Origin of the sequence: Ideonella sp., from assembly GCF_041914305.1 — a bacterium.
In the GTDB taxonomy this organism is placed as follows: Bacteria; Pseudomonadota; Gammaproteobacteria; order Burkholderiales; family Burkholderiaceae_C; genus Ideonella.
In genome coordinates this window covers 137,663-163,331 of record NZ_JAYSDQ010000006.1, presented here as the reverse complement: position 1 = coordinate 163,331, position 25,669 = coordinate 137,663, and the positions used below count along the sequence as shown (strand labels likewise).

Below are 25,669 nucleotides of genomic sequence, written 5' to 3'. Positions count from 1 at the left end.
GAGCATGGCATGAAGAACACCCCCAAGTCCCTGGCCCTGCGCGTGCTGTCGGCCCTGCTCGGCTACCCCAACGCCGAGCTGCGCGCCGCGATGCCCGAGCTGGCCGACGCGCTGGCCCGCACCGACGGCCTGTCGCGCACCCGGCTGGCCGAGCTGCAGGCGCTGACGCGCTGGATCGGCGCAAGCGACCCGTATGAAGTGGAGGCGCGCTACGTCGACACCTTCGACCGCGGCCGCGCCACCTCGCTGCACCTGTTCGAGCATGTGCACGGTGACTCGCGCGAGCGCGGCCCGGCGCTGGTCGACCTGCAGCAGACCTACGAACGCGCCGGCCTGCGCCTGGAAGGCAAGGAGCTGCCCGACCACCTGCCGATCGTGCTGGAGTTCGCCTCGACCCAGCCCGACAAGCTGGCGCGCGAGTTCCTCGGCGAGATGGCGCACATCCTGACCGCCGTGTTCAGCGCCCTGCTGGAGCGCGAGAGCCCCTACGCCTCGGTGATCGCCGCGGTGCTGGAGCTGTCGGGCCAGAAGGTGCAGGCCGTGCCGGTCGTGGCCGACGTCGCCCTCGACGAAGCCTGGGCCGAGCCGCCCGCCTTCGACGGCTGCTCGACCGCCGGCCAGGCCAAGCCGGGTGCGCCGCAGCCGATCCACATCGTTCGCAATCACAACACCAACAACACCGCTCGCCAGCCAGCCCAAGGAGCAAGCGCATGACCACCTGGTTCGACACCTTTCTGTTCGGCTACTACCCGTACATCTGCCTGTCGGTCTTCCTGATCGGCAGCCTGATCCGCTTCGACCGCGACCAGTACACCTGGAAGAGCGACTCGTCGCAGCTGCTGCGCGCCGGCAGCCTGCGCTGGGGCAGCAACCTGTTCCACCTCGGCGTGCTGTTCCTGTTCGCCGGCCACAGCGTGGGCATGCTGACCCCGCACTTCATCTACGAGCCGTTCATCAGCGCCGGCCACAAGCAGCTGATGGCGATGATCTCCGGCGGCCTGTTCGGCCTGCTGGGTTTTGCCGGCGTCTCGCTGCTGCTGCACCGCCGCCTGTTCGACGAGCGCATCCGCGCCACGTCGAAGACCAGCGACATCGTGTTGCTGGTGCTGCTGTGGCTGCAGTTCGCGCTCGGGCTGTCGACGATCCCGCTGTCGGCCCAGCACCTGGACGGCGGCATGATGATGCGGCTGGCCGAATGGGCGCAGCGCATCGTCACCTTCCGCGAAGGCAGCGTCGAGCTGCTGGCCGAGGCCAGCTGGGTCTTCAAGGCACACATGGTGCTTGGCATGTCGATCTTCCTGGTCTTCCCGTTCACCCGCCTGGTGCATGTGTGGAGCGGCTTTGCCAGCGTGGGCTACGTGTTCCGCCCGTACCAGATGGTGCGCAGCCGCAAGCTGAACCTGCCGGCCGGCCACCTGACCCCGCAGCGCCAGCTGGCCTCGCGCCCCGCAGCAGCGCGGCCGGCCCCCGCACGGGCGGCCGACGTGGCCCAGCCGGTGCACCGCCCCCGCAACGCCTGAGACGGAGCACCCACGATGACCACGACCCTGCTCGCCCCCGCCACGGTCAACGGCGTGCCGCTGCACCAGCCCGGCGAAACACTGGACGACGACACGCTGCGCCAACGCGCCTGCACCGAGCTGCTGCGCCAGGCGGCGCAGCGCGCCGGCCTCGAGACGGTCTCGGTGCCCGACGCGATCGAGCGCCTGCTGGACCAGGCGCTGACGCTGGACGAGCCGACCGAAGAAGCCTGCCGCCGCGCGTTCGACGCCAAGCCTGAGCGTTATGCACGGCAAGAGCGCCTGCACCTGCGCCACATCCTGTTCGCGGTGACGCCGGGGCTGGACATCGCGGCGCTGCGCCGGCGCGCCGAGGCGTTGCTGATCGAGCTGCGCTGCGCCGAGCCCGGCAGCGACGCCTTCGGCGACGCGGCACGCCAATGGTCCAACTGCCCCACCGGTGCCGCGGGTGGCGACCTCGGCTGGCTGACCCAGCAAGACTGCGCCGACGAGTTCGCCCGCGCCGTCTTCGGTCAAGAGACGATCGGCGTGCTGCCGCTGCTGGTGCACTCGCGCTTCGGCCTGCACATCGTCGAGGTGCTGGCGCGCGACGCCGGCGCCGCCCCGGCCTTCGAAGACGTGCGCGCTGCCGTCGCCCAGACGCTGCGCCAGCAGGCCTGGGCCAACGCCGTGCGGCACTACCTGCACACGCTGGCCGACGAGGCCGTGCTCGAAGGCGTGCGGCTCGACGCCGAGGCGACCACGCTGGCGCAGTGAGCTGACACCCTCATGCCCGACGAGCTGCTGCAGCGACTGCGCCGGTTTCGCGACGACGCGTTCCCGCGTTACCAGGCGCGCTTTCGGGAGCTGGTCGACGACGGCCAGCACCCGAGCACGCTGTTCATCGGCTGTTCCGACTCGCGCCTGGTGCCCTACCTGCTCACCGGCGCGGGCCCGGGCGATCTGTTCATGGTGCGCAACGTCGGCGCGCTGGTGCCGCCCTGCTGCGGCCGGCTCGACGCCAACGACCCCGAACCCGGCGCCGCCGGCTGGCTGACCCGCGCCGCCCCCGAAGGCCCTGCGCGCTGGAGCGGCGGCTACCACGGCACCGCCGCGGCGATCGAATTCGCGGTGCTGAACCTGCACGTGCGCCACATCGTCGTCTGCGGCCACAGCCACTGCGGCGCCATCAAGGCGCTGTACGAAGACCTGTCGCCCGAGGCGGTGAACCTGGGCGCCTGGCTCGACCTGGCCCGCGAGGCGGTGCTGCCGGTGCGCCTGTTCGCGCCCGAGGCCGACGACCCGAAAGACGGCCTGCGCCCCGAGGTGCTGCGCCGCACCGAGCAGCGTTCGATCGTGCTGCAGCTCGAACGCCTGATGAACTACCCGATGGTGCGCCGGCGCGTCGAGCGGCGCGAGCTGGCCCTGCACGGCTGGCACTACGTGATCGAAGACGGCGAAGTGCATGTCTTCGACCTGAAGAGCGGCGGCTTCGTGCCCGCCTCAGAGGCCGAGCACAGCGGCGACGGGCCCTTCACGCTGGCCGACGAATCGCCGCTGTTCAACGAGATCGACGATTCCTACGCCCCGGCCGCCCTGACCGGTGACGAGGGCCGCTGAGCGGCACCCGAGCTGCATCGATCGCCCGCCCGATGATCGATGACACAGCGTCCGATGTCGTGATCGCCGGCGGCGGCCTGGCGGGCATCGTCACCGCGCTGCAGGCGCTGCGCGCCGGCCTGAAGGTCACCCTGGTCGACCGCGACACACCCCAGCGCCTGGGCGGGCTGGCCCTGTGGGCCTTCGGCGGCATGGCGCTGGTGGGCACGCCGCTGCAGGCGCGCATGCGCATCCCCGACACCCCCGAGCGGGCCCTGCGCGACTGGCTGCGCTTCGGCGAGCTCGACCCGGGCGATACCTGGGCCCTGGCCTGGGCCCGGCACTATGTCGAGCGCTCGCGCGCCGAGGTCTACGACTGGCTGCTGGGCGAAGGGCTGCGCTTCATGCCCGCGGTGAACTGGGTCGAGCGCGGCCTGCACGGCGAGGGCAACAGCCTGCCGCGTTACCACATCGTGTGGGGCACCGCGCGCGAGCTCACGCGGCGCCTGTCGGCGGCCATGCACCAGGCAGACCCCGGCGGGCGCCTGGTGGTGTGGCACGGCCACCGTGTCACCGAGGTCGAGCGCTCCGCGGGGCGGGTCAGCGGCGTGGTCGCGGTGAACGAGGCCACCGGCGCCGAGCGACGGCTTCGCGCGGGCGCCGTGGTGCTGGCGATGGGCGGCGTGAACGGCAGCCACGAGCAGGTCCGCGCGCATTGGCCGGCCGGGCAGCCGCAGCCCGCCACCATGCTCAACGGCGCCCACCCCTTCGCCGACGGCTTGCTGCACCACCACGTAGGCGACCACTGGGGCGGCCAACTCGTGCGCGCTGGCGAGATGTGGAACTACGCCGCCGGCATCCCGCACCCCTACCCGCATTTCCGCGGCCACGGCCTGTCGCTCATCCCCTGCAAGTCGGCCCTGTGGCTGGACCACCGCGGCCGGCGCATCGGCCCCGAGCCGCTGGTGGCCGGGTTCGACACGCACTGGCTGTGCCAGCGCGTGTCGGCCCAGGCCCGTCCGTGGACCTGGCAGCTGCTGAACTGGCGCATCGCGGCCAAGGAATTCGCCATCTCGGGCGCCGAGCACAATCAGCGCATCCGCGACAAGCAGTTCCCGCTGTTCCTCAAGGAGACCCTGCTGGGCAACCACCGGCTGGTGCGCCAGATGGCGCGCGAAAGCAGCCACTTCCTGGTCGACGACACGCTGGCCGGCCTGGCCGGCCAGATGAACGCACTGACCTGCTCGCACGACGTGCAGGCCGCGGTGCTGCAAGCCACGGCCGACGCCTTCGACGCCAACTTCGCCCGCGGCGCCAGCCTGCACAACGATGACCAGTTGCGCCGCATCCTGCATGCCCGCCAATGGGGGCCCGACAAGCTGCGAACCTGCGCCCCGGCGCCGCTGCAGCAAAAGGGCGCGGGGCCGTTCATCGCCATCCACATCCAGCTCATCACCCGCAAGAGCCTGGGCGGCCTGCGCACCGACCTGCACAGCCGAGTTCTCGACAGCCACGACCAGCCCATCGACGGCCTGTATTGCGTGGGCGAGGCGGCCGGCTTCGGCGGCGGCGGCGCCCACGGCAGGCGCTCGCTCGAAGGCACCTTCCTGCCCGGCTGCATCCTCACCGCCCGCGCGGCGGCCCAAGCCATCGCCACCGGCCGCTGAACCACCCCGAGGAGACCCACCGATGATCGGCGCCCAAGCCCTGATGAAGACCCTGGTCGACGCCGGCGTCGAGGTCTGCTTCACCAACCCCGGCACCAGCGAGATGCATTTCGTCGCTGCGCTCGACGGTGAGCCCGGGATGCGCGCCGTGCTGGCGTTGTTCGAAGGTGTGGCCACCGGCGCCGCCGATGGCTACGCCCGCATGGCCGACAAGCCCGCCGCCACGCTGCTGCACCTGGGCTGCGGCCTGGGCAACGGCCTGGCCAACCTGCACAACGCGCGCAAAGGCAAGGTGCCGGTGGTCAACATCGTGGGCGACCACGCCACCACCCATGTGCGCTACGACGCGCAACTGCAGTCCGACATCGAGACCGTGGCGCGCAATGTCTCGCCCGGCTTCGTGCGCACCGCGCGCAGCAGCGCCGGCCTGGGCCGCGACGCGGCCGACGCGATCGCCGCGGCGCGTGGCCTGCCGGGCAGCGTGGCCACGCTGATCCTGCCGGCCGATGTCTCGTGGAGCGAAGGCGGCGAACCCTGCATGCCCCCGCCGCCAGCCACCCCGGCCGCTGCAGACCCCGCCAGCGTGGCCGCGGTGGCGGCGGCCATTCGCGCCGGCGGCCGGGTAGCGCTGCTGCTGGGCGGGCGGGCCCTGCGCGAGCCGGCGCTGCTGGCCGCCGGGCGCATCGCCGCGCACACCGGCGTGAAGCTGCTGGCCGAAGTCTTCCCCACCCGGCTCGAGCGTGGTGCTGGCCTGCCGCCGGTCGAGCGCATCGCCTACCTGGCCGAGATGGCGGGGGTGCAGCTCGCCGGGCTCGATCACCTGGTGCTGGTCGATGCCAAGGCGCCGGTGTCGTTCTTCGCCTACCCCGGCAAACCCAGCGACCTGGTGCCCGAGGGCTGCCAGGTGCTCAGCTTGTCCACCCCCGCGCAAGACGCCGCGGCGAGCCTGGCCGCGTTGGCCGAGGCCCTGGGCGCCGCCCAGGCCATGCCCGCGCGGCAAGCCGCGCAGCGCCCCGGCCGGCCCCGCGGCCGGCTCACGGCGCCCAAGGTCTGCAAGGCCGTGGGCCACCTGCTGCCCGAGCGGGCGATCATCGTCGACGAGGCCATCACCTCGGGCCTGATGCTGGGCCTGATGACCGCCGGCGCCCCGCGCCACGACCTGCTGACGCTCACCGGCGGCGCTATCGGCCAGGGCCTGCCCAGCGCCGCAGGCGCGGCCATCGCCTGCCCCGGCCGCCCGGTGCTGGCCCTGGTGGGCGACGGCAGCGCGATGTACACCGTGCAGGCCCTGTGGACCATGGCGCGCGAGGCGCTGCACGTGGTGGCCATCGTTTTCAACAACGCGTCGTATTCAGTGCTCAACGTCGAGCTGGAGCGCGTGGGCGCCGGCACCGGCGGCCCCAAGGCCCGCTCACAGCTGAACCTGGGCGAGCCGGCGCTGAACTTCGCGCAGATGGCCCAGTCGATGGGCGTGCACGCGGTGCGCACCGACGACGCCGGTGAATTCGCCAATGCCCTGGCCTACGCGCTGGACCACCCCGGCCCGCACCTGATCGAAGCCCTGGTGCCCGAATCGCTCAGCGGCGCCAAGCGCAAGCTGCTGCCCTGGTTGCTGCGGTCGTTGCCGCATCTGCCGCAGCCGCTGGCACAGGCGCTCAAACGCAAGATCGCGCCCTGATCGCTGCGGGCGTGGTGTGCGCTGGCCGCACACCCATAACCGCCCAAATAGCGGGCAAAAGCCACTCACCGGTTCGATTAGAAACAGGCGGGGCCGCTTAACTGCCCCGCCCGTTGGTCGATACATCGCAAAGTTGTGGCGACCCCACACCCACCACCCTCTGGCGGCAGGCCCTGTCATGCCCGCCACCGGAGGGCCTCACTTCAGAACAACCAAGAGCAGTAAAGCCCCCCAAACACGACACGGTCACTCATGAACGCATCCATGCTGGCAGGCGCGGGGACGACGCCTTCCGACTCCAATCGCTCAGCAGGATCGAGCATGACGAGGCGCTTTCTCTCCTGGTTTCGAACCGGGCCCGACAGGCAAGGCCTGCAGGCCGATGCGCCCACCGACCACGCGGCGCAGATCGCCCACTGCCTGGGCACCGCGGCCGCGACCTGGACCACCAACCTCGGCATGGCGCAGTCGCAGATGCGCGATGCGACGAACGAGTTGCTGCAAGGCTTTGCGGCGATCCTCGACCAGCTCGACGCCATCGTCGAGCCCGGCGGCGCGCGGCCGACCGAGGCATCGCTCGACCAACGCGCCGATGTGCTGGGGCAGTGCGAGGTGCAGCTGCGCAGCCTGCTCGACAACTTCCAGGGCTTCGTCAAATCGCGTGACGAGATCATGCAATCGGTGCAGACCTTGGCTGGCGACTCGGCGCATCTGCGCGGCATGGCCGAAGACGTGGCCAAGATCGCGCGCCAGACCAACCTGCTGTCGATCAACGCCGCGATCGAAGCGGCCCGTGCCGGCCCCGACGGCCGCGGCTTCGCGGTGGTGGCCGCCGAGGTGCGCCGCTTGTCGACCGAATCGGGCGACACCGGCAAGCGCATCGGCGACCGTGTCAACGCCTTCAGCTCGCGCATGCAGGACGCGCTGACGCGTGCCAGCGAACACACCGAGCGCGACGCCGGCACGATCCGCTCATCGGAACAGACCATCGGCCAGGTGGTGGCGCAGGTCAACGGCGCGGTCGAAGGGCTGAATGCCCGCGCGGCGGAGCTCGGCCAGCGTGGCCAGGCCGTGCGCGACCAGGTGCAGCAGCTGATGGTGAGCTTCCAGTTCCAGGACCGGGTGCACCAGATCATGGACCAGGTCGGCCAGTCCATCGCCCAGGGCATGGCCCGGCTGCAGGCCGACCTGCTGGCCGGCCGCGCACCGCAGCGCACCGAATGGGCCGCCCTGCTGAGCAACGGCTACACCACCCAAGAGCAGCGCACCGCTGCGCAGTCCCCCCGCGCCGAATCCACCACCACCTTCTTCTGAACCACCATGGCCAAGACCATCCTGATCGTCGACGACTCCAGTTCATTGCGCACCGTCGTCCGCATGGCGCTGGCGCGGGCCGGCTACGACGTGCTCGAAGCCGCCGATGGGGTCGAGGGCGTGGCCCAGCTCGACAAGGCGGGCAAGGTGAACCTGATCGTCAGCGACGTCAACATGCCGAACATGGACGGCATCACCTTCGTCACCAAGGTCAAGCAGCACCCGCGCCACAAGTTCACGCCGGTGATCATGCTGACCACCGAAGGCCAGGACGAGAAGAAGAACCAGGGCCGCGCCGCCGGCGCCAAGGCCTGGATCGTCAAGCCGTTCAACCCGCCGCAGTTGCTGGACGCGGTGTCCAAGCTGATCCTCCCCTAGGAGCGCACGATGGCCAGGCGATCCAAAGCCAAGACGGGCACCCCGCCCACCGCGTCTTCCCAGGCGTTGGTGCTGCCCGCTGAAATAACCATCTACACGGTCGGCGAGCTGCATCCGCAGTGGCTGGCCTGGCTGGGCCAGCTGAGCCCCGCCTCGCCGCCCGGCGAGGTGGCCGAGGTGCAGGCCGCGGCGGTCGACCAGGTCGACGCCGCCGGGCTGCAGCTGCTGCTGTCGCTGCAGCGCGCGCTGGCCGCGCTCGGCCGCCGCTGCTGGCTGCGCGATGCCAGCGCGGTGCTCGGTGCCGGCTGCGCAGCGCTCGGCCTGTCGGACTGGCTGGCCCAACAAACCGCAGCCGGGCAAACCGCATGAGCGCCGGCACCGACCTGGACCTCAGCTTCATCGCCGAGGCGTTGCCCGCCTTCATCAGCGAGGCGCAGGAGCAAATCGAGTCGCTGGAGCAACTGCTGCTTCAGCTGGAAGACCGCCCCGACGACCGCGAGCTGCTGAACGCGCTGTTCCGCTGCGCCCACACCGTCAAGGGCTCGGCCGGCATCTTCGGCCTCGACCTGGTGGTGGCCTTCACCCACCATGTCGAAACCCTGCTCGACCAGCTGCGCGAAGGCCGGCTGGCGCTGACACCGGCCCTGAGCACCCTGCTCTTGCAATGCAACGACCAGATCCGCAGCCTGGTCGAGCGCGCCCGCGACGCCGCAGGCGACGAAGACAGCGACGCCGCCACGCGCGAGGCGCTGGTGCAGCAGCTGCAGGCCGCGGCCGGCACCAGCCCCGAGGCGGCCCCGGCCACCGAGGTGCAGGCCGCCGCCGCGCCATCGGCCGTGGCCCACCGCTGGCATGTCTCGGTCACCTTCGGCCCCGACACCTTCCGCAACGGGATGGACCCGCTGGCGCTGCTGAACTATGTGCGCGGCCTGGGCGAAGTGCCGCAGATCGTTTGCGACATCGACGCCGTGCCGCCGCTGGACCAGCTCGACCCCGAAAGCTGCCACCTCGGCTTCGAGTTCGGCCTGGTCAGCGAGGCCTCGCGCGCCGAGATCGAGGGCGCGTTCAGCTTCGTGCGCGACGACTGCCAGCTGCACGTCATCCAGCCCGGCGCCACGCCCGAGCACTTTGCGGCGCTGATCGAGTCGATGCCCGACAACCCGCGCCTGGGCGAGATCCTGGTCGCCTCGGGGGCCATCACCCGCGCCCAGCTGCAGCTGGGCCTGCGCACCCAGGCCGCCGCGGTGGCACAGGGCAGCACCACGCGGCTCGGCGAGGTGCTGCAAACGGTGGCCGGTGTCAGCCCGCAGGTGGTGACGGCGGCCCTGAACAAGCAGAGCAAACAACGCGACGGCGCCGCGGCCGATGACCAGCGTTTCATCCGCGTGCAGGCCGACCGGCTGGACGCGGTGATCAACCTGCTGGGCGAGTTGGTGATCGCCGGCGCCGGCGCCCTGCTGCTGGCGCGGCAGACGCGCCAGGGTGCGCTGATCGAGGCCAACGACCAGATCAGCCACCTGATCGAAGAGATCCGCAACGGCACGCTGCAGCTGCGCATGGTGCCGATCGGCGAAACCTTCAACCGCTTTCGCCGCGTGGTGCGCGACACCGCCTGCGAGCTGGGCAAGGACGTGCAGCTGGAGATCGTCGGCGCCGAGACCGAGCTCGACAAGAGCGTGGTCGAGCGCATTGCCGACCCGTTGATGCACCTGGTGCGCAACGCGCTCGACCACGGCCTCGAATCACCCGAGCAGCGCGAAGCCGCCGGCAAGCCCAGGCAAGGCAAGCTGACGCTGTCGGCCTGCCACGAGAGCGGCAGCATCCTGATCCGCATCGACGACGACGGCCGCGGCATCCAGCGCCAGAAGGTGCTGCAGCGGGCCTGGGCCGTCGGCCTGGTCGAGCGCGGCGTGGTGCCGCCCGAGGCCGAGATCGACCAGCTGATCTTCGAGCCGGGTTTTTCCACCGCGAGCCAGGTGACCAACCTGTCGGGCCGCGGGGTCGGGATGGACGTGGTCCGCCGCAACATCCAGGCGCTGCGCGGCAGCGTCGAGATCCAGAGCACCGAAGGCGTGGGCAGCCGCATCGAGATCAGGCTGCCGCTGACGCTGGCCATCATCGACGGCTTCCTGGTCGGTGTCGGCCCGAGCAAGTTCATCCTGCCGCTGGAGTCGGTGGTCGAGGTGATCGAGTCGCGCGCCGCGCCGGCGCAGTCCGACGCACGCGGCCGCAGCTGCGTCGAGCTGCGCGGCCAGGTGCTGCCGGTGGTCAGCCTGCGCGCGCTGTATGCGCTGGATTCGCCCGAGCCCGATCGCGTCAGCGTCGTCGTCATCCAGGCCGGCGGCAACCGCTTCGGCGTGATGGTCGACCAGCTGCTCGGCCAGCACCAGACCGTCATCAAGCCGCTGGGCCGCATGTTCCGCAGCCTGCGCGGCATCTCGGGCTCGTCGATCCTCGGCAATGGCGAGGTCGCGCTGATCTTCGATGTTCCTGCCCTCGGCCGCCTCGCGGCCGAAGCTCGCACTTCTGGCCGCTTGGCGGCCGAGCCGTCCGCGTCGGTCTGTCATCCCGCCGCCGTCTCCACCCCCGCGCACTCCGAGCGCACCGTTCGCCAAGTTTCATCCGAAGGGAAAGCCACATGAACCCGTCCAGCCCATCCTGGATCGCGCGCTTGGTCGCCGGCGCCGAACTGCAGCAGGCCGATGCCGCCCTGGCGCAGGCCGAGAGTGCCCGCGCCGCCGCCGAGAAGGCCCGCGCGGACGCCGACGCGGCACGCGCCGACAGCGACGCGACGCTGGCGCAGCTGAAGGCGCGGCTGGACGCGGTCGAGTCGGAGCTGAAGGTGCGCACCGACATCATGAACCTGACGAGCATCGTCTCCGAGGCCGACAAGAAGGGCGACATCCTCAGCGTCAACCAGAAGTTCCTCGAGGTCTCGAAGTACCCGAAGAACGAGCTGATCGGCTTCGGCCACAACACCACCCGGCACCCCGACATGCCCAAGGAGGTGTTCAAGCAGATGTGGGCCACCATCGGCCGCGGCGACATCTTCCGCGGCACGGTGAAGAACCGCGCCAAGGACGGCACGCCGTACTACGTGGACGCGGTCATCGCGCCGATCCTGGGCGAGAACGGCAAGCCGATGAAGTACCTCGGCGTGCGCTACGACATCACCGAGGCCGAGCTCGAGCGCCAGAACGCACGCGGCATCCTCGGCGCGATCGACAACAGCTACGCCTTCGTCGAGTTCGATCTCGGCGGCCACGTGCTGGCGGCGAACGAGAACTTCCTGAAGACGCTCGGCTACACGCAAGACGAGGTCAAGGGCAAGCACCACCGCATGTTCTGCGACGCCGAGCTGGCCAACAGCGCGGCCTACACCCAGTTCTGGCGCGACCTGAACGCGGGCCAGCCGCGCTCGGACGTCTTCAAGCGCATCACGAAGGCCGGCAAGGAGATCTGGATCCAGGCCGTCTACGCGCCGGTGAAAGACGAGATGGGCCGGGTCGCCAAGATCGTGAAGATCGCCACCGAGGTGACCGAGGCCAAGCTGCGCGCCGCCGACTTCGAAGGCCAGCTCAGCGCCATCAGCAAGGCGCAGGCGGTGATCGAGTTCAAGCTCGACGGCACGATCCTGAGCGCCAACGAGAACTTCTGCCGCACCCTGGGCTACTCGCTCGACGAGATCAAGGGCAAGCACCACTCGATGTTCGCCGAGCCGGGCGCGGCGGGCTCGATCGAGTACCGCATGTTCTGGGACAAGCTGGGCCGCGGCGAGTACGACGCCGGCCAGTACAAGCGCATCGGCAAGGGTGGCCGCGAGATCTGGATCCAGGCCTCGTACAACCCGATCCTCGACCTGAACGGCAAGCCGTACAAGGTCGTCAAGTACGCCACCGACGTGACCGCCCAGGTCAACGCGGCGCGCATGCTGGAGCAGGCCGTCGAGCAGGCCCAGGTGGTGACCACCGCGGCCAAGAACGGCGACCTGGGCCAGCGCATTCCGCTCGACGGCAAGAGCGGCCCGATCCGCGCGCTGTGCGAAGGCGTCAACGCGCTGATGGAGACCACCTCGGTGATCTTCGGCGATGTCGGCCGCGTCTTCGGCGCCCTGTCGGCCGGCGACCTGAGCCAGCGCATCTCGCGCGACTACGACGGCGTCTTCGGCCAGGTCAAGGACGACGCCAACGCCACCAGCGAGAAGCTCTCGGCCATCATCGAAGACGTCGGCCGTGTCTTCAGCGCGCTGGCCAACGGCGACCTCACGCAGCGCATCAGCCGCGACGCCGAGGGCGTGTTCGACCAGGTCAAGAACGACGCCAACAGCACCAGCGAGAAACTGGCCGCGATCATCGAGGAAGTGCGCGCCGCCGCCGACGCGTTGACCGGCGCCGCCACCCAGGTCAGCGCCACCGCGCAGAGCCTGTCGCAAAGCGCCAGCGAGCAGGCCGCCTCGGTCGAAGAGACCACCTCGTCGATCGACCTGATGAGCGCCAGCATCTCGCAGAACAGCGACAACGCGAAGGTCACCGACGGCATGGCCACCAAGGCCAGCAAGGAGGCCGGCGAAGGCGGCACCGCGGTGACGCAGACGGTGCAGGCGATGAAGCAGATCGCGCAGAAGATCAGCATCGTCGACGACATCGCCTACCAGACCAACCTGCTGGCGCTGAACGCGGCGATCGAGGCGGCACGCGCCGGCGAGCACGGCAAGGGCTTCGCGGTCGTCGCGGCCGAGGTGCGCAAGCTGGCCGAACGCAGCCAGGAAGCGGCCAAGGAGATCGGCGACCTGGCCAGCAACAGCGTGAGCACCGCCGAGCGCGCCGGCAAGCTGCTCGACGAGATCGTGCCCAGCATCCAGAAGACCAGCGAGCTGGTGCAGGAGATCGCCGCGGCATCGCAAGAGCAGAGCCAGTCGGTCGGCCAGATCGGCAGCGCGATGGGCCAGCTGAGCAAGACCACGCAGCAGAACGCCTCGGCCTCGGAGGAGCTCGCCGCCACGTCGGAAGAGCTGTCCGGCCAGGCCGAGCAGCTGCAGCAATCGGTGGCCTTCTTCAGCCTCGGCGCCCCGGTGGCCGCCACACCGGCCCGCCGGGGTGTCGCCGACGGGGCCCCGGTCGATCGCCGGGCGCCGAACTCGCCGATGCGCGGCACCGCGAAGCCGGCCGCTGCGCTGCCGCGCGGGCACCTGGGCACCGGTACGAACGGCAACTTCCGCCCCTACTGAAGGAGGCCGCGATGGGCACCCTTGTGAAGGCCGAGGCGCCCGCCCAGGCGCCCTCGGCCACCGACGACGCCGCAGCGCAGTACCTGACCTTCTCGCTCGGCGACGAGGTGTTCGCGATGGACATCCGCACCGTGCGCGAGATCATCCAGCACGGCGCGGTGACCACCATCCCGCTGATGCCCGACTTCGTTCGCGGCGTGATCAACCTGCGCGGCGCAGTGGTGCCGGTGATCGACCTGCATGCCCGCTTCGGCCGCCCGGCCGCGCGGGTCGGCAAGAAGACCTGCATCGTGATCTTCGACGCGGTGCGCGACGGCGAGCGGGTCGAGCTCGGGCTGATGGTCGACGCGGTCAGCGAGGTGATCGAGATCACCGGCGACGACATCGAGCCCCCGCCGAGCTTCGGCGCCTCGGTGCAGCGCGACTTCATCAGCGGCATGGGCAAGGTGGCGGGCCGCTTCGTCATCATCCTCGACCCCGACCGCGCCTTCGATGTCGGCGAAATGGCCGACCTGTGCGAAGCCGCCCAGGCCACCGTCGCAGCCTGAGGCCGCACCGCAGCGCAAGAGACCCATGCCCGCACCGCAACTCGACGACCACGCCTTCAGCCGCATCAGCGCCTTGATGCACGCCACGGTGGGCCTGGCCTTTGCCGACAGCAAGCGGCCGCTGGTGTCGTCGCGCCTCACGCCCCGCATCCAGCGCCTGGGGCTGGGCAGCTTCCATGACTACCTCGCGCTGATCGAAGGCGGCGGCGATGGTGGCGAGTTCCAGGTGGCGGTGGACCTGCTGACCACCAACGAGACCTACTTCTTTCGCGAGCCGGCGCACTACGACCTGCTCGAACGCGAGCTGTCGCGCCAGCGCCCGGCTCACCTGGCGGTGTGGAGCGCGGCCTCGTCTTTCGGCGACGAGGCCTACAGCACCGCGATGCTGCTGGCCGACCTGGCCCAGCAAGGCCGCATCGGCGGCGACTGGTCGGTCCTGGGCACCGACATCAGCGACCGGGTTCTCAGCAGCGCCGCCCAGGGCATCTTCCCGGCCGAGCGGCTGCGCGACGTGTCGCCCGAGCGGCTCAAGCGCTACTGCCTGCGCGGCGAGGGTGAATCCGAAGGGCTGGTGCAGATGCAGGGCAAGCTGCGCCAGCGGGTGCAGTTCGGCCAGCTCAACCTGTGTGCGCCGATCGACAACCTGGGCCCGTTCGACGTGATCTTCCTGCGCAACGTGCTGATCTATTTCGACGCACCGACCAAGAGCGCGGTGGTCGACCGCGTGCTTGGCCAGCTACGCCCGGGGGGGCTGTTCTTTCTCGGCACCGCCGAGGGCCGCGTGCCTTGCGACACCGCGCTGGACGTGCTGGCGCCGGGCGCCTTCCGCAAGCGGGGCTGAGCGCGGCCATGGTGATCAAGGTCTTCGTCGTCGACGACTCCGCGGTGGTGCGCCAGACGCTGCAGCACCTGCTGCAGGGCGACCCGGAGATCGTGCTGCAAGGCAGCGCGCCCAACCCGCTGATCGCCGCGCCGATGCTGCGCAAGCAGGCGCCCGACGTGCTGCTGCTGGACATCGAGATGCCGGGCATGGACGGCCTGACCTTCTTGCGCCAGCTGATGAGCGAGACACCGATCCCGACCGTGATCTGCTCGACATTGACCACCGAGGGCAGTCACATGGCGCTGGACGCGCTGGCCGCCGGCGCCGTGAGCGTGGTGGCCAAGCCGCGGCTCGGGCTGCGGCAGTTTCTCGAAGACTCGCGCCGCGAGCTGTTGCAGGCGCTGAAGACCGCCGCCCGCTCGCGCCCGCGGCCCCGCAGCGCGGCCACCGCCACCGCCATTCGACCTGCGGCGCCGCTGGCCGCGGCACGACCCGTGCCGGTGCAGCACACGCTCAGCGTCAACAAGCCGGTCGTGGTGGGTTGCTCGACCGGCGGCACCCAGGCGCTCGAGCAGGTGCTGACCGCCCTGCCCGGCGACGCGCCGGCGATCGCCGTGGTACAGCACATGCCGGAGAAATTCACTGCGATGTACGCGCAGCGCCTGGACGGCCTGTGCGCGATGACCGTGCGCGAAGCGCGCGACGGCGACCGCATGGAGCGCGGCACCGTGCTGATCGCCCCCGGCGGCCGGCACCTGCAGCTGCGCAAGGCTGGTGGCCAGTATTTCGCGGTGGTCGCCGACGGCCCGCCGGTGAACCGCCACAAGCCCAGTGTCGACGTGCTGTTCCGCGCCACCGCCGACTGCGCCGGCAAGGACGTGCTGGCCATCATGCTCACCGGCATGGGCAACGATGGCGCGCGCGGCATGAAGAAGCTGCACGACGGCGGCGCCCGCACCATCGCGCAAGACGAAGCCAGCTGCGTCGTCTTCGGCATGCCCAAGGAGGCGATCAGGCTCGGCGCCGTCGACGACATCCTGCCGCTGGACCGCGTGGCCCGCGCGATCCTGCAATTCGACGCGCGCGGCTGATCAGCGCGCCACGGCCGATCACCGCACCACGATCGGCACCCGCCGCTCGCGCCGCACCAGCGCGCCGCCCACGCCCGGCAGGGCCTTGCCGTTGCGCAGGGCGGGCCGCACCATGAATACCGCCGGGTCTTCGCCGGCTTCGAGCAGCAGGTGGCGCACCCGCCGCTGCCACAGCTGCCCCAGCACGGCCATCTCGGCACTGTCCAGCGGCTCGCGCGCATTGCGCTCAATCAGGCGCTGCAGCTCGGGGTCAGCCGGCACCAGCGACAGGTCGGCCGCCGCGTCGACCGCGGCCCCGGTGTCGAGCCGGCGAAAGCGCAACGACATCGGCAGGTCGGGTGCGATGCGCAGCAGCCCGGCGCGAGAAAACCGGCCCCACAGGCCCTTGAACCCGGAGCTGCCGGCGGCGCCGGTCAGCATCTGCACCACCGTGGCGACCACGCCCACCTCGCCCGAACGCGCACTGTCCCTGAACTGCACCTCGATGCCGCCGCGCACCGGCAGCTCGCCCGGGTACAGCACCCGCAGCGAGCGCACGGTCAGCCAGTAGGCCATCGCCACGGTCGGGCACGAATGCCCGGTCAGCCGCACCGCATCGGCGTAGCCGTATTCGAACAGGCCCCCCTCGGCACAGCCCAGCAGCTCGGCCATCGGGTCACGCACCATCAGCTTCGGCACCTGGTCGAAAAACGCCGGCAGCCGCATCGTTGCTGTCGTTGCTGTCGTTGCTGTCGCAACGGGTATGGCGCTGGCGTCCGGGGGCTCGTCGGTCCGGTTCATCGGGGGCTCCGTGGGGGTGTGCTGCCGGGACCTTGATTGGCGCACTGCGGCGCGCCCCGGCGATTGACACCCGTCAAGCCGCCGGGCACGCTCAGCGCGGCGGCGTGAACTCTTGCGCACGCCGGCACGGGGCGGCCCGCCGCGGCGCTCGTGCCGATGCCGCCGCACCGGATCTCAGCAAGAGCCTTGCCAGAATTGGCGCCTGCACGCGGCACCGCGCCGTCTCTTGACCAACATCAAGCGCCGGACCCGGCGGCCCAGGCAGATTGGCAGCCTCAGCCTCCGCCCACATGAACGTCGTCCCCCTCGTCCCCTCGCCCGATCAGTGGCAATCGCCAGACGGCGCGCAGCTGCGCCGGCTGCTGGATTTCTACCGCGCGCTGTCCGACATGCACCGGGCCGCCGTGCAGCTGAAAGACCCGCAGGCGCTGTACGAGGCCATCTGCGGCATCGCCGTGGCGTCGAGCCCCGCGATCATGGCCTGGGTCGGGCTGCCCGAAGGCGGCCAGGTGGTCCCGGTGGCGTGCAGTGACTCGGCGCGCGACTATGTCAGCGGGCTCGAGATCCGCGTGCCGGCAGACCCGGGCAGCGAGCAAGACTGCGGCCCGACCGCGCTGGCGCTGCTGCGCGGCGCGCCCTACATCTGCAACGACTACATGAACGACGACTGCACGCTGCCCTGGCGCACCCGCGCCGCTGCCTTCGGCGTGCGGTCGGCCGCGGCGTTCCCGATCACCCGGGGCGAGCGCGTGGTGGGCACGCTGAACCTGTATTTCGACCGGCTCGACGTGTTCGACGACGCCCAGGTCGCGCTCGTCGACCAGATGGTGTCCGACCTGTGCCTCGCACTCGCCCGCCTCGACCACGAAGAGGCCCGCCTGGCCGCCGAGCGGGTCGCGCAGGAGAGGCAGGCGCAGCTGAGCAGCATCATCGAGACGGCGCTGGACGCGATCATCACGGTCAATGCGCGCTTCGAGGTGGTGGTGTTCAACCGGGCCGCGGCGCAGATGTTCGGCGTCGCCCCCGAAGAAGCCATCGGCCAGCCGCTGGACCGTTTCGTGCCGCTGGAGAACCGCTCGGCCCACCACCAACAGATGGCCGCTTTTGTCGCCTCGGACATGGCCTCGCGCTACATGGGCCGCCCGCGCGAGCTGCGCGGCGTGCGGGCCAACGGCGAGGTCTTCCCGATGGAGGCCTCGATCTCGCGCGCCGGCGAGGGCGAGCGGCTGCTGATGACCGTGACCGCCCGCGACGTGACCAAGCTTCGCCAGGCCGACAAGGCCAAGATGGCCAGCGCCGCGGCCGAAGCCGCCAACAGCGCGAAGACCCAGTTTCTCTCGCGCATCAGCCATGAGTTGCGCACGCCGCTGAATGCCGTGCTCGGTTTCGCCCAGCTGATGCGCACCGACACGCGCGACCCGCTGGCGCCGCGCCACCAGGCCCAGATCGACCTGGTGTTGCAGGCCGGCGAGCACCTGCGAACGCTGATCGACGAGATGCTGGACGTGACCCGCATCGAATCGGGTCGCATGTCGATCGAAGCACGCGACTTCGTGCTGTGCGACCTGTTGCGCAGCGTGCTGCACATCAGCGAGCCGCATGCACTGCAACACCAGGTGCGGCTCGAAGAGGCCTACTCGCCGACCTGCCAGCTGCAGCTGCACACCGACCCCGACCGGCTGCGCCAGGTGCTGCTGAACCTGGTGTCCAACGCGATCAAGTACAACCGGCCGGGCGGCTGGGTTCGGCTGGAGCTGATGCGCGACGAGTTCTTCGTCCACATCGTCGTGCGCGACAACGGCCTGGGCATGACCCCCGAGCAGCAGGCGCAGCTGTTCCAGCCCTTCAACCGCCTGGGCCGCGAACACAGCGCCGTGCAGGGCACCGGCATCGGCCTGGTGCTGGTACGCCAGCTGGTCAGCCTGATGGACGGCGACCTGTCGATCGACAGCGACCCCGAGATGGGCACCAGCGTGCGGGTCACGCTGCCGGCGCCGGACGCCCCGGCGGACGGTGGCCCCGACCTGCAGGCCCCGCCACGGGTGGTGGCCCCGGTGGGCGATGCACGCCCGCCGGTCGGCACGGTGCTCTATGTCGAAGACAACCCGACCAACGTCACGCTGGTCGAACAGTTGCTTGCCCGCTGGCCCGGCACCCGCCTGGTGGTGGCCACCGACGGCGCCAGCGGCCTGGCGCAGGCACGCGCGTTGCACCCCGATGTGATGCTGCTCGACATGCAGCTGCCCGACATGGCCGGCATCGACGTGCTGCGGCTGCTGAAGGCCGACCCGGCCACGCGCGACCTGGTGGTGGTGGCGCTGTCGGCCAGCGCGGTGCCCGCCGAGGTGGCGGCCACGCGCGAGGCCGGCGCGGCCGACTACTGGACCAAGCCGATCGACTTCGAGCGCTTCATCGAAGGCATGCGCCAGCGGCTGCCCGCCGGTTCAGACTGACGGCACCACCGCGTCGGCCGACGGCTGGCCCAGCGTCTTGACCAGGCGCACCTCGCCGCGGCCCTGGTCCTCGCCATCGACGCGGGCAAAGCCCAGCTCTTGCGCCAGCGCCAGCATCGCGCGGTTTTCCTCCAGCACCCAGCCCACCAGGCGTGGCGTGCCGGCGGCGCGCGCATGGCGGATCAGGTGGTCCATCAGCAGACGGCCCAGCCCCTTGGCCTTGAGGTCGCTGCGCACGCTGATGGCGAACTCGGCCTCGGTGTTGTCGGGGTCGCGCACGGTGCGCGCGACGCCCAGCGTCTCGGGCTGGCCCTGTTCGTCGTCGGCCACGGCGATGAAGGCCATCTCGCGGTCGTAGTCGATCTGCGTCAGCCGCGCCAGCTCGCTGCGCGGCAGCTCGCGCCGGGTCTGGAAGATGCGCATGCGGATGTCTTCCGGGTCCAGCCGCTGGATGAAGCGCAGGTGCTGGTCTTCGTCTTCCGGGCGAATCGGGCGCAGCAGCACATCGCGGCCCAGCCAGTGCAACCGCTGCTCCCACTCGGCCGGGTAAGGCCGGATCGCAAAACGCCCGGCCCCGGCCACCGGCTCTTTCGCCAGCCGGATGCGCGCATCCAGCGCCAGCACGCCGTGCTCGTCGGCCCACAGCGGGTTGATGTCCAGCTCGGCCAGGTGCGGCAGGTCGGCCAGCATCTGCGACACGGCGATCAGCACGTCGTGCAGGGCCTGCGCGTGCACCGGCGGGTGATCGCGAAAGCCGGCCAGCAGCCGCGACACGCGGGTGCGCGAGACCAGGTCGCGCGCCAGGCTGCGGTTCAGCGGCGGCAGCGCCACGGCGCGGTCGGCCATCACCTCGACCGCCGTGCCGCCCTGGCCGAACAGGATCACCGGGCCGAACAGCGGGTCGATGCTGGCACCGACGATCAGCTCTTGCGCATGCGGGCGGCGCGCCATCGTCTGCACGCTGAAGCCGGTCAGGCGGGCCTGCGGCCTGGCGGCCTGCACGGCGGCCAGCATGTCGGCCGCGGCGCGCTCGACCGCGGCCGCGTCAGGCAGGTCGAGCCGCACGCCGCCCACGTCCGACTTGTGGGTGATGTCGGGCGACACGATCTTCAGCGCCACCGGGTAGCCCAGCTCGCTGGCCAGGCGCGCCGCGTCGGCCGCAGTGGGCGGCGCGGTCACGGTGTGGACCACCGGCACGCCGTAGGCCGCCAGCACCGTCTTGGCCTCGACCTCGTTGAGCCACTCGCGCCCTTGCGCCAGCGCGGTCGCAACGCAGGCCTGCGCCTGGGCGAGATCAGGCACCGGGTTCTCGCTGGCCGAAGGCGCTTCGAGCAGCACCTCCTGGTTGCGGCGGTAGGTCTGCAGCATCGCGAACGCGCGCACCGCCTCTTCCGGGGTCGGGTAGTCGGCCGCGCCGGCGGCCTCGAAGCAGCTGCGGGCCTCGGCCACCGCCGCGCTGCCCAGCCAGCAGCTCATCACCCGCCCGGGTGCGGCCTGCACCAGCGGCGCGCAGGTGCGCGCGATGTCGATGCTCGGCACGATCGCGGTCGGCGAATGCAGGAACAGCACCGCCCCGCTGGACGGGCTTTCGATCAGCGCCGTCAAGGTGGCGGCATAACGCTCGACCGGTGCGTCACCGATGATGTCCAACGGGTTGGCACGCGACCAGTTGGCCGGCAGCACCGCGTCCAGCTTCTGCAGCAGTGCCGGGTCGACCTCGGCCAGCGCCACACCCTGCATCGCGGCCGCGTCGGCGGCCATCACGCCGGCGCCGCCGCCGTTGGTCATGATGCTGAGCACCGGGCTGTGATTGCCGCGAAAACGCGCCAGCGTCTCGGCGGCGGTGAACAGGTCTTGCAGCGTGTCCACGCGCAGCATGCCGGCGCGGCGCATCGCGGCGTCGAGCACCACGTCGGCCCCGGTCATCGCGCCGGTGTGCGAGGTGGCGGCCTTCACGCCATTGCCGGCGCGGCCGGCCTTGACCACGATGACCGGCTTGTTGCGCGCCGCCGCGCGCGCGGCCGACATGAACTTGCGTGGCGACTGCACCGATTCGACATACAGCAAGATGGCGCGGGTGCGCGCGTCGCTGGCCAGGTAGTCGAGCAGGTCGCCGAAATCGACGTCGCAGTGCTCGCCGATCGACACCATGTGCGAGAAGCCGATCGCCCGGCCCTGCGCCCAGTCGAGCATCGCGGTGACCAGCGCGCCCGACTGCGACACGAAGGCCAGCTCGCCCGGCGTGGCACCGATGTGCGCGAAGCTGGCATTGAGCCCGGCATGCGGACTCAGCAGCCCGATGCAGTTGGGGCCCAGCAGCCGCAGCACATGCGGGCGCGCCGCGTCGAGCATCGCCTGCTTCTGTGCCGCCGTCAGCCCGGCGGTGACGATGACAGCCGCCCGCGTGCCCAGCGCGCCCAGCTCGGCGACCAGCGCCGGCACCGTGTCGGGCGGCGTGCAGATGACGGCCAGCTCCGGCACCGCCGGCAAGTCGGCCGCGCGGGCATACACCGGCGCGTCGCCGAGCCGGCCACGCTTGAGGTTCACCGGGTACAGCGCACCGCGAAAGCTGGCCTGCAGGTTGCGCCAGACGGTGGCACCCACGCTGCCGGCCCGCTCGGAGGCGCCGAACAACGCGACCGAGGCCGGGTTCAACAGGTGGTCGAGATGGCGGATCGTCAATGCAGTCTCCCAGCGTGGAACGCCATGATGGCCAAGGCCCGAAAGCCCCGCTCGAGCACGGTCAAGCGGGGTGGGCACGCGAGCGCAAGGCTACGCGAATCGAATGACCCAACCTTCGTTCACCCCTTCAGGGCACCAGCAGCACCGGCCGGCGCAAGCGCGCCAGCACGCCGGTGGCCACCGAGCCGAGCACGACGTTGGCCAACGCGGTGTGGCCATGGGTGCCCATCACGACGAGGTCGAAATCGCCGTCGCGCGCCACCTGGGCGATGACTTCGCCGGCGTGGCCGACGATCTGGCGCGTCTGAAGCTCCCAGTGGTTCATCGCGGCGAACTTGCGCACCGGCTCGAGCACGGTGTCGCCCTCGCTCTCGTACCAGCCGTCGATCGCCGACTGCGGCAGGTTGGCCGACGCGTGCGACGAGATCGGCGTCACCACCGTGACGGCGGTGTAGCTGTGCTGCGGGCCGAGCAGCTCGTCGTGCGCGGCGATGTAGGCGAGCATGCGTTGGGTCGTGGCACTGCCGTCGACGGCGAGAAGAATCTTCATGGCGGGTCCAACAATCGGTTGTGCGGAAAACACGATCGTCGCGGCAGCCGCCCTCGCAGCGCTTGCGCGATGTCAAGCCCTGGGCCACTGCGCCGGCACCGGCCCACGCCTGGCCCCTCACCGCGGGTTGCCCGGGATCAAGGACCGGTCGCCCCCCAAAACATACACTTCAGATGCGTCTTATAGGTGCCCGGGCAGGCGACGTCTGCGCCGCGCGCCAACCCCTGGAGTACAAGCATGACTGCCTCGCCCCTTCTGGACCGTTCGCTCGGCGACCTGGCCCGCAGCATCCCCGGCGCCACCGCGATCTTTCACCAGCACCAGCTCGACTTCTGCTGCGGCGGCAAACAAAGCCTGCGCGATGCGGTCGCGCCCCTGGCCCTCGATGCCGAGAGCCTGGCCCGCCAGCTCGAAGCGCTGGGCGGCTTGGCCGACGTGCAGCAGCGGGACTGGCGCGAAGCCTGCGTGCGCGATCTGACCGAGCACCTGGTGGCGCGCTACCACGAGCGCCACCGCCAGCAGTTGCCCGAACTCATTCGACTCGCGCGACGGGTGGAGATGGTTCACGCCGATCGGCCCGAGTGCCCGCACGGCCTGGCCGATCACCTCGAAGACATGCAGCGTGAGCTGGAGAGCCACATGCAGAAGGAGGAGCAGATCCTCTTTCCGATGCTCAACCACGGCACGCCGCCGATCGGGCTGCCCCCGGTCGAGGTGATGCGGTTCGAGCACGAGCAACACGGCCAGGCGCTGGCCCGCATGGTCGAGCTGGCCCACGGCCTGGTGCAACCCCGGGGCGCCTGCAACACCTGGCGCGCGCTGCTGGCCGGCCTGCACACCTTGCGCGAAGACCTGATGCAGCACATTCACCTCGAGAACAACATCCTGTTCGAGGGCCTCAACGCCAGCTCGGCCGGGTGCGACGAGGGCTGCGCCTGCGCCGGCACGGCGGCGTCAGGCATATCGACATCAGGTGTATCGACATCAGGCACGGGCCACGCCTGAAGCCTTCGGCCCGCGCGCAGCCGGCTGCTGGCCCAGCCAGCGCCCGTGCCGCGCCGTCCATACCAGCGCCACCAGCAGCCACGCCACACCGGCCGCCGGCAGCATGAGGCCGCTGTAGGCCGGCCACCATGCCGCGGCCACGCGCAGGGCGGTGGCGGCCTGCAGCACCGCAAACAGCAGCCGGCCCTGGCCATCGATGGCCTGTGAACGCCCCTGGTGGGTGGCGCTGACCCGCGTCGCCATGGCCAGCAAGGTGCCGCCGAGGTAGCCGACGGTCAAGGCATGCAGCCCCGCCATATGCAGCCGCCGCGCTGCGTCCGGCGCCAGGCCGGGCCAGGCGGCAGCGGCCAGCATCAGCAAGGCGATCAGCCACCAGAGCGATGCGCCATACAGCATGCGAACCAGCGCAGACTTCAACGCCGGCGCCCCCAGCCAGCGCAGCGTCAGCGCCGCGCTGCCCGCGCAGGCCAGCAGCAGGTGGGCGCTGTTCAGCCCCCTGCCGATCTCGCCCCCCGTGCCGGGCGAGAAGGCCCAGGCGCCTTGTGATGCCGCCACCGAGACCAGCAGCCACAGCGGCCAGCGTGGCCAGCGCCGCTCGAGCGCCGGCCACAGGCCATCGCCCAGGAAGGGCAGCATTCGGTGCGAGGCGACGATGAAGACGCTCACCGGGCCCCACCACAGCGCGGCGCGTGCCATCGCCACAAGCATGCCACCCTGCGCCGCCCACACCGCCCACGCGGCGCCGACAAGCCCCAGGCTCATCAGCCCCAGCGCCCCGACGATGAGACGGGGATGCAGCGTGTCGGCGCGGGTACTGCCACGCACCATCAGCACGGCGCGCCAGGTGAGCAGGCCCAGGCCCGACGCCGCCGCCAGCAGGCCCGCGGCGGCCACGCGGCCATCGAGCGCGGCGCCCAGCGCGGTGAGCAGCCACCCGAGCGAGAACACCACCACGCCGACCCGCAGGCCGGACGCCTCGACCGCCGGCGCCTGGACCCATTTCGGCCCGGCCGTCAGCACGAAGCCCACGATGAACAGCGGCATCGCCCCGAGGCTGAACCACAGCGCGTGCAGCGCCACCGACGGCACGCCGGCCATGTCGCCCCCCCACACCAGGGTGGCGGCCCACCAGAGCGCGCTGGCCAGCCACTGAACCCCGGCGCCGAAGAAGCACAGCCGGTGCGGTGAATCGAGAAGCGTGCGCGGCCGCCACCGTGTCGGGCTCATGGCGGCGGCGCCTGGCGTTGTCCGGGCCTGGCGGAAGCTCTTCCACACGGCGAACGCACAGGCAAGAGCGCTCCGCCGGCTACCGCTTGCGCGGCGTTGGAGTCACCGCATCCGCCCGCAGCGTCATTCCCAGTTCTTCGAGTTCGCCGAGCAAGCGCCTGATCTCGTCCCGGTGCTCGGCGGCGACCCGCTCGAGCAGCTTTTCGCCCTTCGCCAGCAGGTGAACCTCGACGACGCGCTTGTCGTCGCGCCCAGGCTGGCGCTTCAACAGCCCCAGCCGTTCGCAGCGATCGACCAGCGCAACGACGCCGTGGTGCTGAGCCTGAAGGCGTTCCGCCAGCTCGCCGATCGTGGCCCAGCGGCGTTGCGGAAACCCGATCACGTGCAGCATCAGTTGGTACTGCAGCGCGGTCAGCCCGCTGCGCTTGCACAACACCTCGCTGGTACGCAGGAACCGTCGGAGCCGATAGCGAAAGCCGGACAGGCGTTCGAAATCGGCCTTGTCCAGGGGGGGTTGCTCGCGAAGTATTGACATCGAGGACACCCTGAATTTATAACCCAAAATATCATGACGTGATGTTTTGGGACCATGAAACTGACCGTGCTCGCCAAGATGCCGTGGTCCGTCAACGAAGGCTGGCCGGAACTCGCGCAACGCCATCCAGCCGTCCTCGATGTCGTCGCCTCGCTGGCCCTGCCGCTGGCCCTGTTGCCACCGGCCATGCTGTATTTCGCCGGCACCCGCTATCCGGAGGCTTTCGCTCCACTCGTGCCCACCAAGGACTGGGCCGCGGTGGCGCTTGTCTTCCTCCTGGCCGAGATGCTGACATTTGTCGCCATGGGTTGGCTGATCAAGAAGGTGGCCCAGACCTACGAGCTGCATGTCGACCGCCACGATGCCTATCTGCTGGCGGCCATCACACCCGTGCCCCTGTGGCTGGCTTCGCTGGGCCTGCTCATTCCCAGCCTGATCGCCAACCTGGTCTTGTCGGCATTCGCGCTGGGCATCTCTTGTGCGCTGCTCTACAACGGCCTGATGGCCTGGAGCCGCGAGCACGAGTCGATGGCCGCCGTGCGGGTGGTGCACGTGGTGACCAGTGCGGGCCTCGCGGCCTGGGCGCTCTTGCTGGTGCTCGCCTTCTTCTGAC

At 70.6% G+C, this 25,669-nt stretch carries 22 protein-coding genes and 1 pseudogene; 18 read left to right on the top strand and 5 right to left on the bottom strand.

What is annotated here, in order from left to right:
* The first annotated feature begins 9 nt into the window (after positions 1-9).
* The 15 genes and pseudogenes from narJ to ACE3SG_RS10230 all read left to right on the top strand — a co-directional run bounded on the left by narJ (position 10) and on the right by ACE3SG_RS10230 (position 15,824).
* The gene (gene narJ, locus ACE3SG_RS10300; protein ID WP_374564755.1) at positions 10-714 is read left to right on the top strand and encodes a nitrate reductase molybdenum cofactor assembly chaperone; all 705 of its coding nucleotides are present in this window, start codon (positions 10-12) and stop codon (positions 712-714) included.
* Positions 711-1,520, top strand: coding sequence for a respiratory nitrate reductase subunit gamma (gene narI, locus ACE3SG_RS10295; protein WP_374564753.1), 810 nt, complete (start codon positions 711-713; stop codon positions 1,518-1,520). The genes narJ and narI overlap by 4 nt, the downstream gene beginning before the upstream one ends.
* Positions 1,521-1,535: 15 nt before the next feature.
* Positions 1,536-2,276: a peptidylprolyl isomerase gene (locus ACE3SG_RS10290; RefSeq protein WP_374564751.1), complete on the top strand. Its 741-nt coding sequence runs from the start codon at positions 1,536-1,538 to the stop codon at positions 2,274-2,276.
* Positions 2,277-2,288: 12 nt separating this feature from the next.
* Entirely contained in the window at positions 2,289-3,119 is an 831-nt protein-coding gene (locus ACE3SG_RS10285; protein ID WP_374564749.1) for a carbonic anhydrase, read from the top strand.
* Positions 3,120-3,151: 32 nt separating this feature from the next.
* Positions 3,152-4,765 (top strand): FAD-binding protein, encoded by a 1,614-nt coding sequence (locus ACE3SG_RS10280; protein ID WP_374564747.1) that lies wholly within the window; start codon positions 3,152-3,154, stop codon positions 4,763-4,765.
* Positions 4,766-4,787: 22 nt separating this feature from the next.
* On the top strand, positions 4,788-6,443 hold the full coding sequence (locus ACE3SG_RS10275) for an acetolactate synthase large subunit (RefSeq protein ID WP_374564745.1): 1,656 nt from the start codon (positions 4,788-4,790) through the stop codon (positions 6,441-6,443).
* Between the two features lie 321 nt (positions 6,444-6,764).
* The gene (locus ACE3SG_RS10270; protein WP_374564743.1) at positions 6,765-7,757 is read left to right on the top strand and encodes a methyl-accepting chemotaxis protein; all 993 of its coding nucleotides are present in this window, start codon (positions 6,765-6,767) and stop codon (positions 7,755-7,757) included.
* Positions 7,758-7,763: 6 nt separating this feature from the next.
* Complete coding sequence (locus tag ACE3SG_RS10265; RefSeq protein WP_374564741.1) at positions 7,764-8,135, top strand: response regulator; 372 nt, start codon at positions 7,764-7,766, stop codon at positions 8,133-8,135.
* 9 nt (positions 8,136-8,144) lie between these two features.
* Complete coding sequence (locus ACE3SG_RS10260) at positions 8,145-8,504, top strand: STAS domain-containing protein (protein WP_374564739.1); 360 nt, start codon at positions 8,145-8,147, stop codon at positions 8,502-8,504.
* Positions 8,501-10,777 (top strand): chemotaxis protein CheA, encoded by a 2,277-nt coding sequence (locus ACE3SG_RS10255; RefSeq protein ID WP_374564737.1) that lies wholly within the window; start codon positions 8,501-8,503, stop codon positions 10,775-10,777. Before ACE3SG_RS10260 ends, ACE3SG_RS10255 begins: the two co-directional genes overlap by 4 nt.
* Positions 10,774-11,319: pseudogene (locus ACE3SG_RS10250) on the top strand (PAS domain-containing protein); the annotation flags it as partial. The gene ACE3SG_RS10255 and the pseudogene ACE3SG_RS10250, both read left to right, overlap by 4 nt.
* Positions 11,293-13,362: a methyl-accepting chemotaxis protein gene (locus ACE3SG_RS10245; RefSeq protein ID WP_374564903.1), complete on the top strand. Its 2,070-nt coding sequence runs from the start codon at positions 11,293-11,295 to the stop codon at positions 13,360-13,362. The pseudogene ACE3SG_RS10250 and the gene ACE3SG_RS10245, both read left to right, overlap by 27 nt.
* A gap of 11 nt (positions 13,363-13,373) precedes the next feature.
* A complete protein-coding gene (locus ACE3SG_RS10240) occupies positions 13,374-13,910 on the top strand; it encodes a chemotaxis protein CheW (RefSeq protein WP_374564735.1) in 537 nt (178 codons plus the stop codon).
* A 25-nt stretch (positions 13,911-13,935) separates the two neighbouring features.
* The gene (locus ACE3SG_RS10235; protein ID WP_374564733.1) at positions 13,936-14,751 is read left to right on the top strand and encodes a protein-glutamate O-methyltransferase CheR; all 816 of its coding nucleotides are present in this window, start codon (positions 13,936-13,938) and stop codon (positions 14,749-14,751) included.
* Positions 14,752-14,759: 8 nt separating this feature from the next.
* Positions 14,760-15,824 (top strand): chemotaxis response regulator protein-glutamate methylesterase, encoded by a 1,065-nt coding sequence (locus tag ACE3SG_RS10230; protein ID WP_374564731.1) that lies wholly within the window; start codon positions 14,760-14,762, stop codon positions 15,822-15,824.
* Positions 15,825-15,842: 18 nt separating this feature from the next.
* Here ACE3SG_RS10230 and ACE3SG_RS10225 read toward each other — a convergent pair whose 3' ends face one another.
* Positions 15,843-16,604, bottom strand: a complete 762-nt coding sequence (locus tag ACE3SG_RS10225; RefSeq protein ID WP_374564730.1) for a hypothetical protein — start codon at positions 16,602-16,604, stop codon at positions 15,843-15,845.
* 290 nt (positions 16,605-16,894) lie between these two features.
* On the opposite strand from ACE3SG_RS10225, the gene ACE3SG_RS10220 reads away from it, so the two are divergent.
* Positions 16,895-19,057, top strand: coding sequence for an ATP-binding protein (locus ACE3SG_RS10220; protein WP_374564728.1), 2,163 nt, complete (start codon positions 16,895-16,897; stop codon positions 19,055-19,057).
* Here ACE3SG_RS10220 and ACE3SG_RS10215 read toward each other — a convergent pair.
* Both ACE3SG_RS10215 and ACE3SG_RS10210 read right to left on the bottom strand, forming a co-directional pair.
* Complete coding sequence (locus ACE3SG_RS10215) at positions 19,049-21,739, bottom strand: GNAT family N-acetyltransferase (protein WP_374564726.1); 2,691 nt, start codon at positions 21,737-21,739, stop codon at positions 19,049-19,051. The two genes, ACE3SG_RS10220 and ACE3SG_RS10215, sit on opposite strands and share 9 nt — an antisense overlap.
* Before the next feature lie 127 nt (positions 21,740-21,866).
* Complete coding sequence (locus tag ACE3SG_RS10210; protein WP_374564724.1) at positions 21,867-22,289, bottom strand: universal stress protein; 423 nt, start codon at positions 22,287-22,289, stop codon at positions 21,867-21,869.
* Positions 22,290-22,526: 237 nt separating this feature from the next.
* Between ACE3SG_RS10210 and ytfE the strand changes: the two genes are divergently transcribed.
* On the top strand, positions 22,527-23,294 hold the full coding sequence (ytfE, locus tag ACE3SG_RS10205; protein ID WP_374564722.1) for an iron-sulfur cluster repair protein YtfE: 768 nt from the start codon (positions 22,527-22,529) through the stop codon (positions 23,292-23,294).
* On the opposite strand, the gene ACE3SG_RS10200 is transcribed toward ytfE, so the two are convergent.
* On the bottom strand, positions 23,274-24,521 hold the full coding sequence (locus ACE3SG_RS10200) for an NnrS family protein (RefSeq protein WP_374564720.1): 1,248 nt from the start codon (positions 24,519-24,521) through the stop codon (positions 23,274-23,276). The two genes, ytfE and ACE3SG_RS10200, sit on opposite strands and share 21 nt — an antisense overlap.
* A 79-nt stretch (positions 24,522-24,600) precedes the next feature.
* Positions 24,601-25,056, bottom strand: coding sequence for a MarR family winged helix-turn-helix transcriptional regulator (locus tag ACE3SG_RS10195; RefSeq protein ID WP_374564901.1), 456 nt, complete (start codon positions 25,054-25,056; stop codon positions 24,601-24,603).
* Positions 25,057-25,110: 54 nt separating this feature from the next.
* On the opposite strand from ACE3SG_RS10195, the gene ACE3SG_RS10190 reads away from it, so the two are divergent.
* Positions 25,111-25,668, top strand: coding sequence for a YIP1 family protein (locus tag ACE3SG_RS10190; RefSeq protein ID WP_374564718.1), 558 nt, complete (start codon positions 25,111-25,113; stop codon positions 25,666-25,668).
* Position 25,669 lies beyond the last annotated feature (1 nt).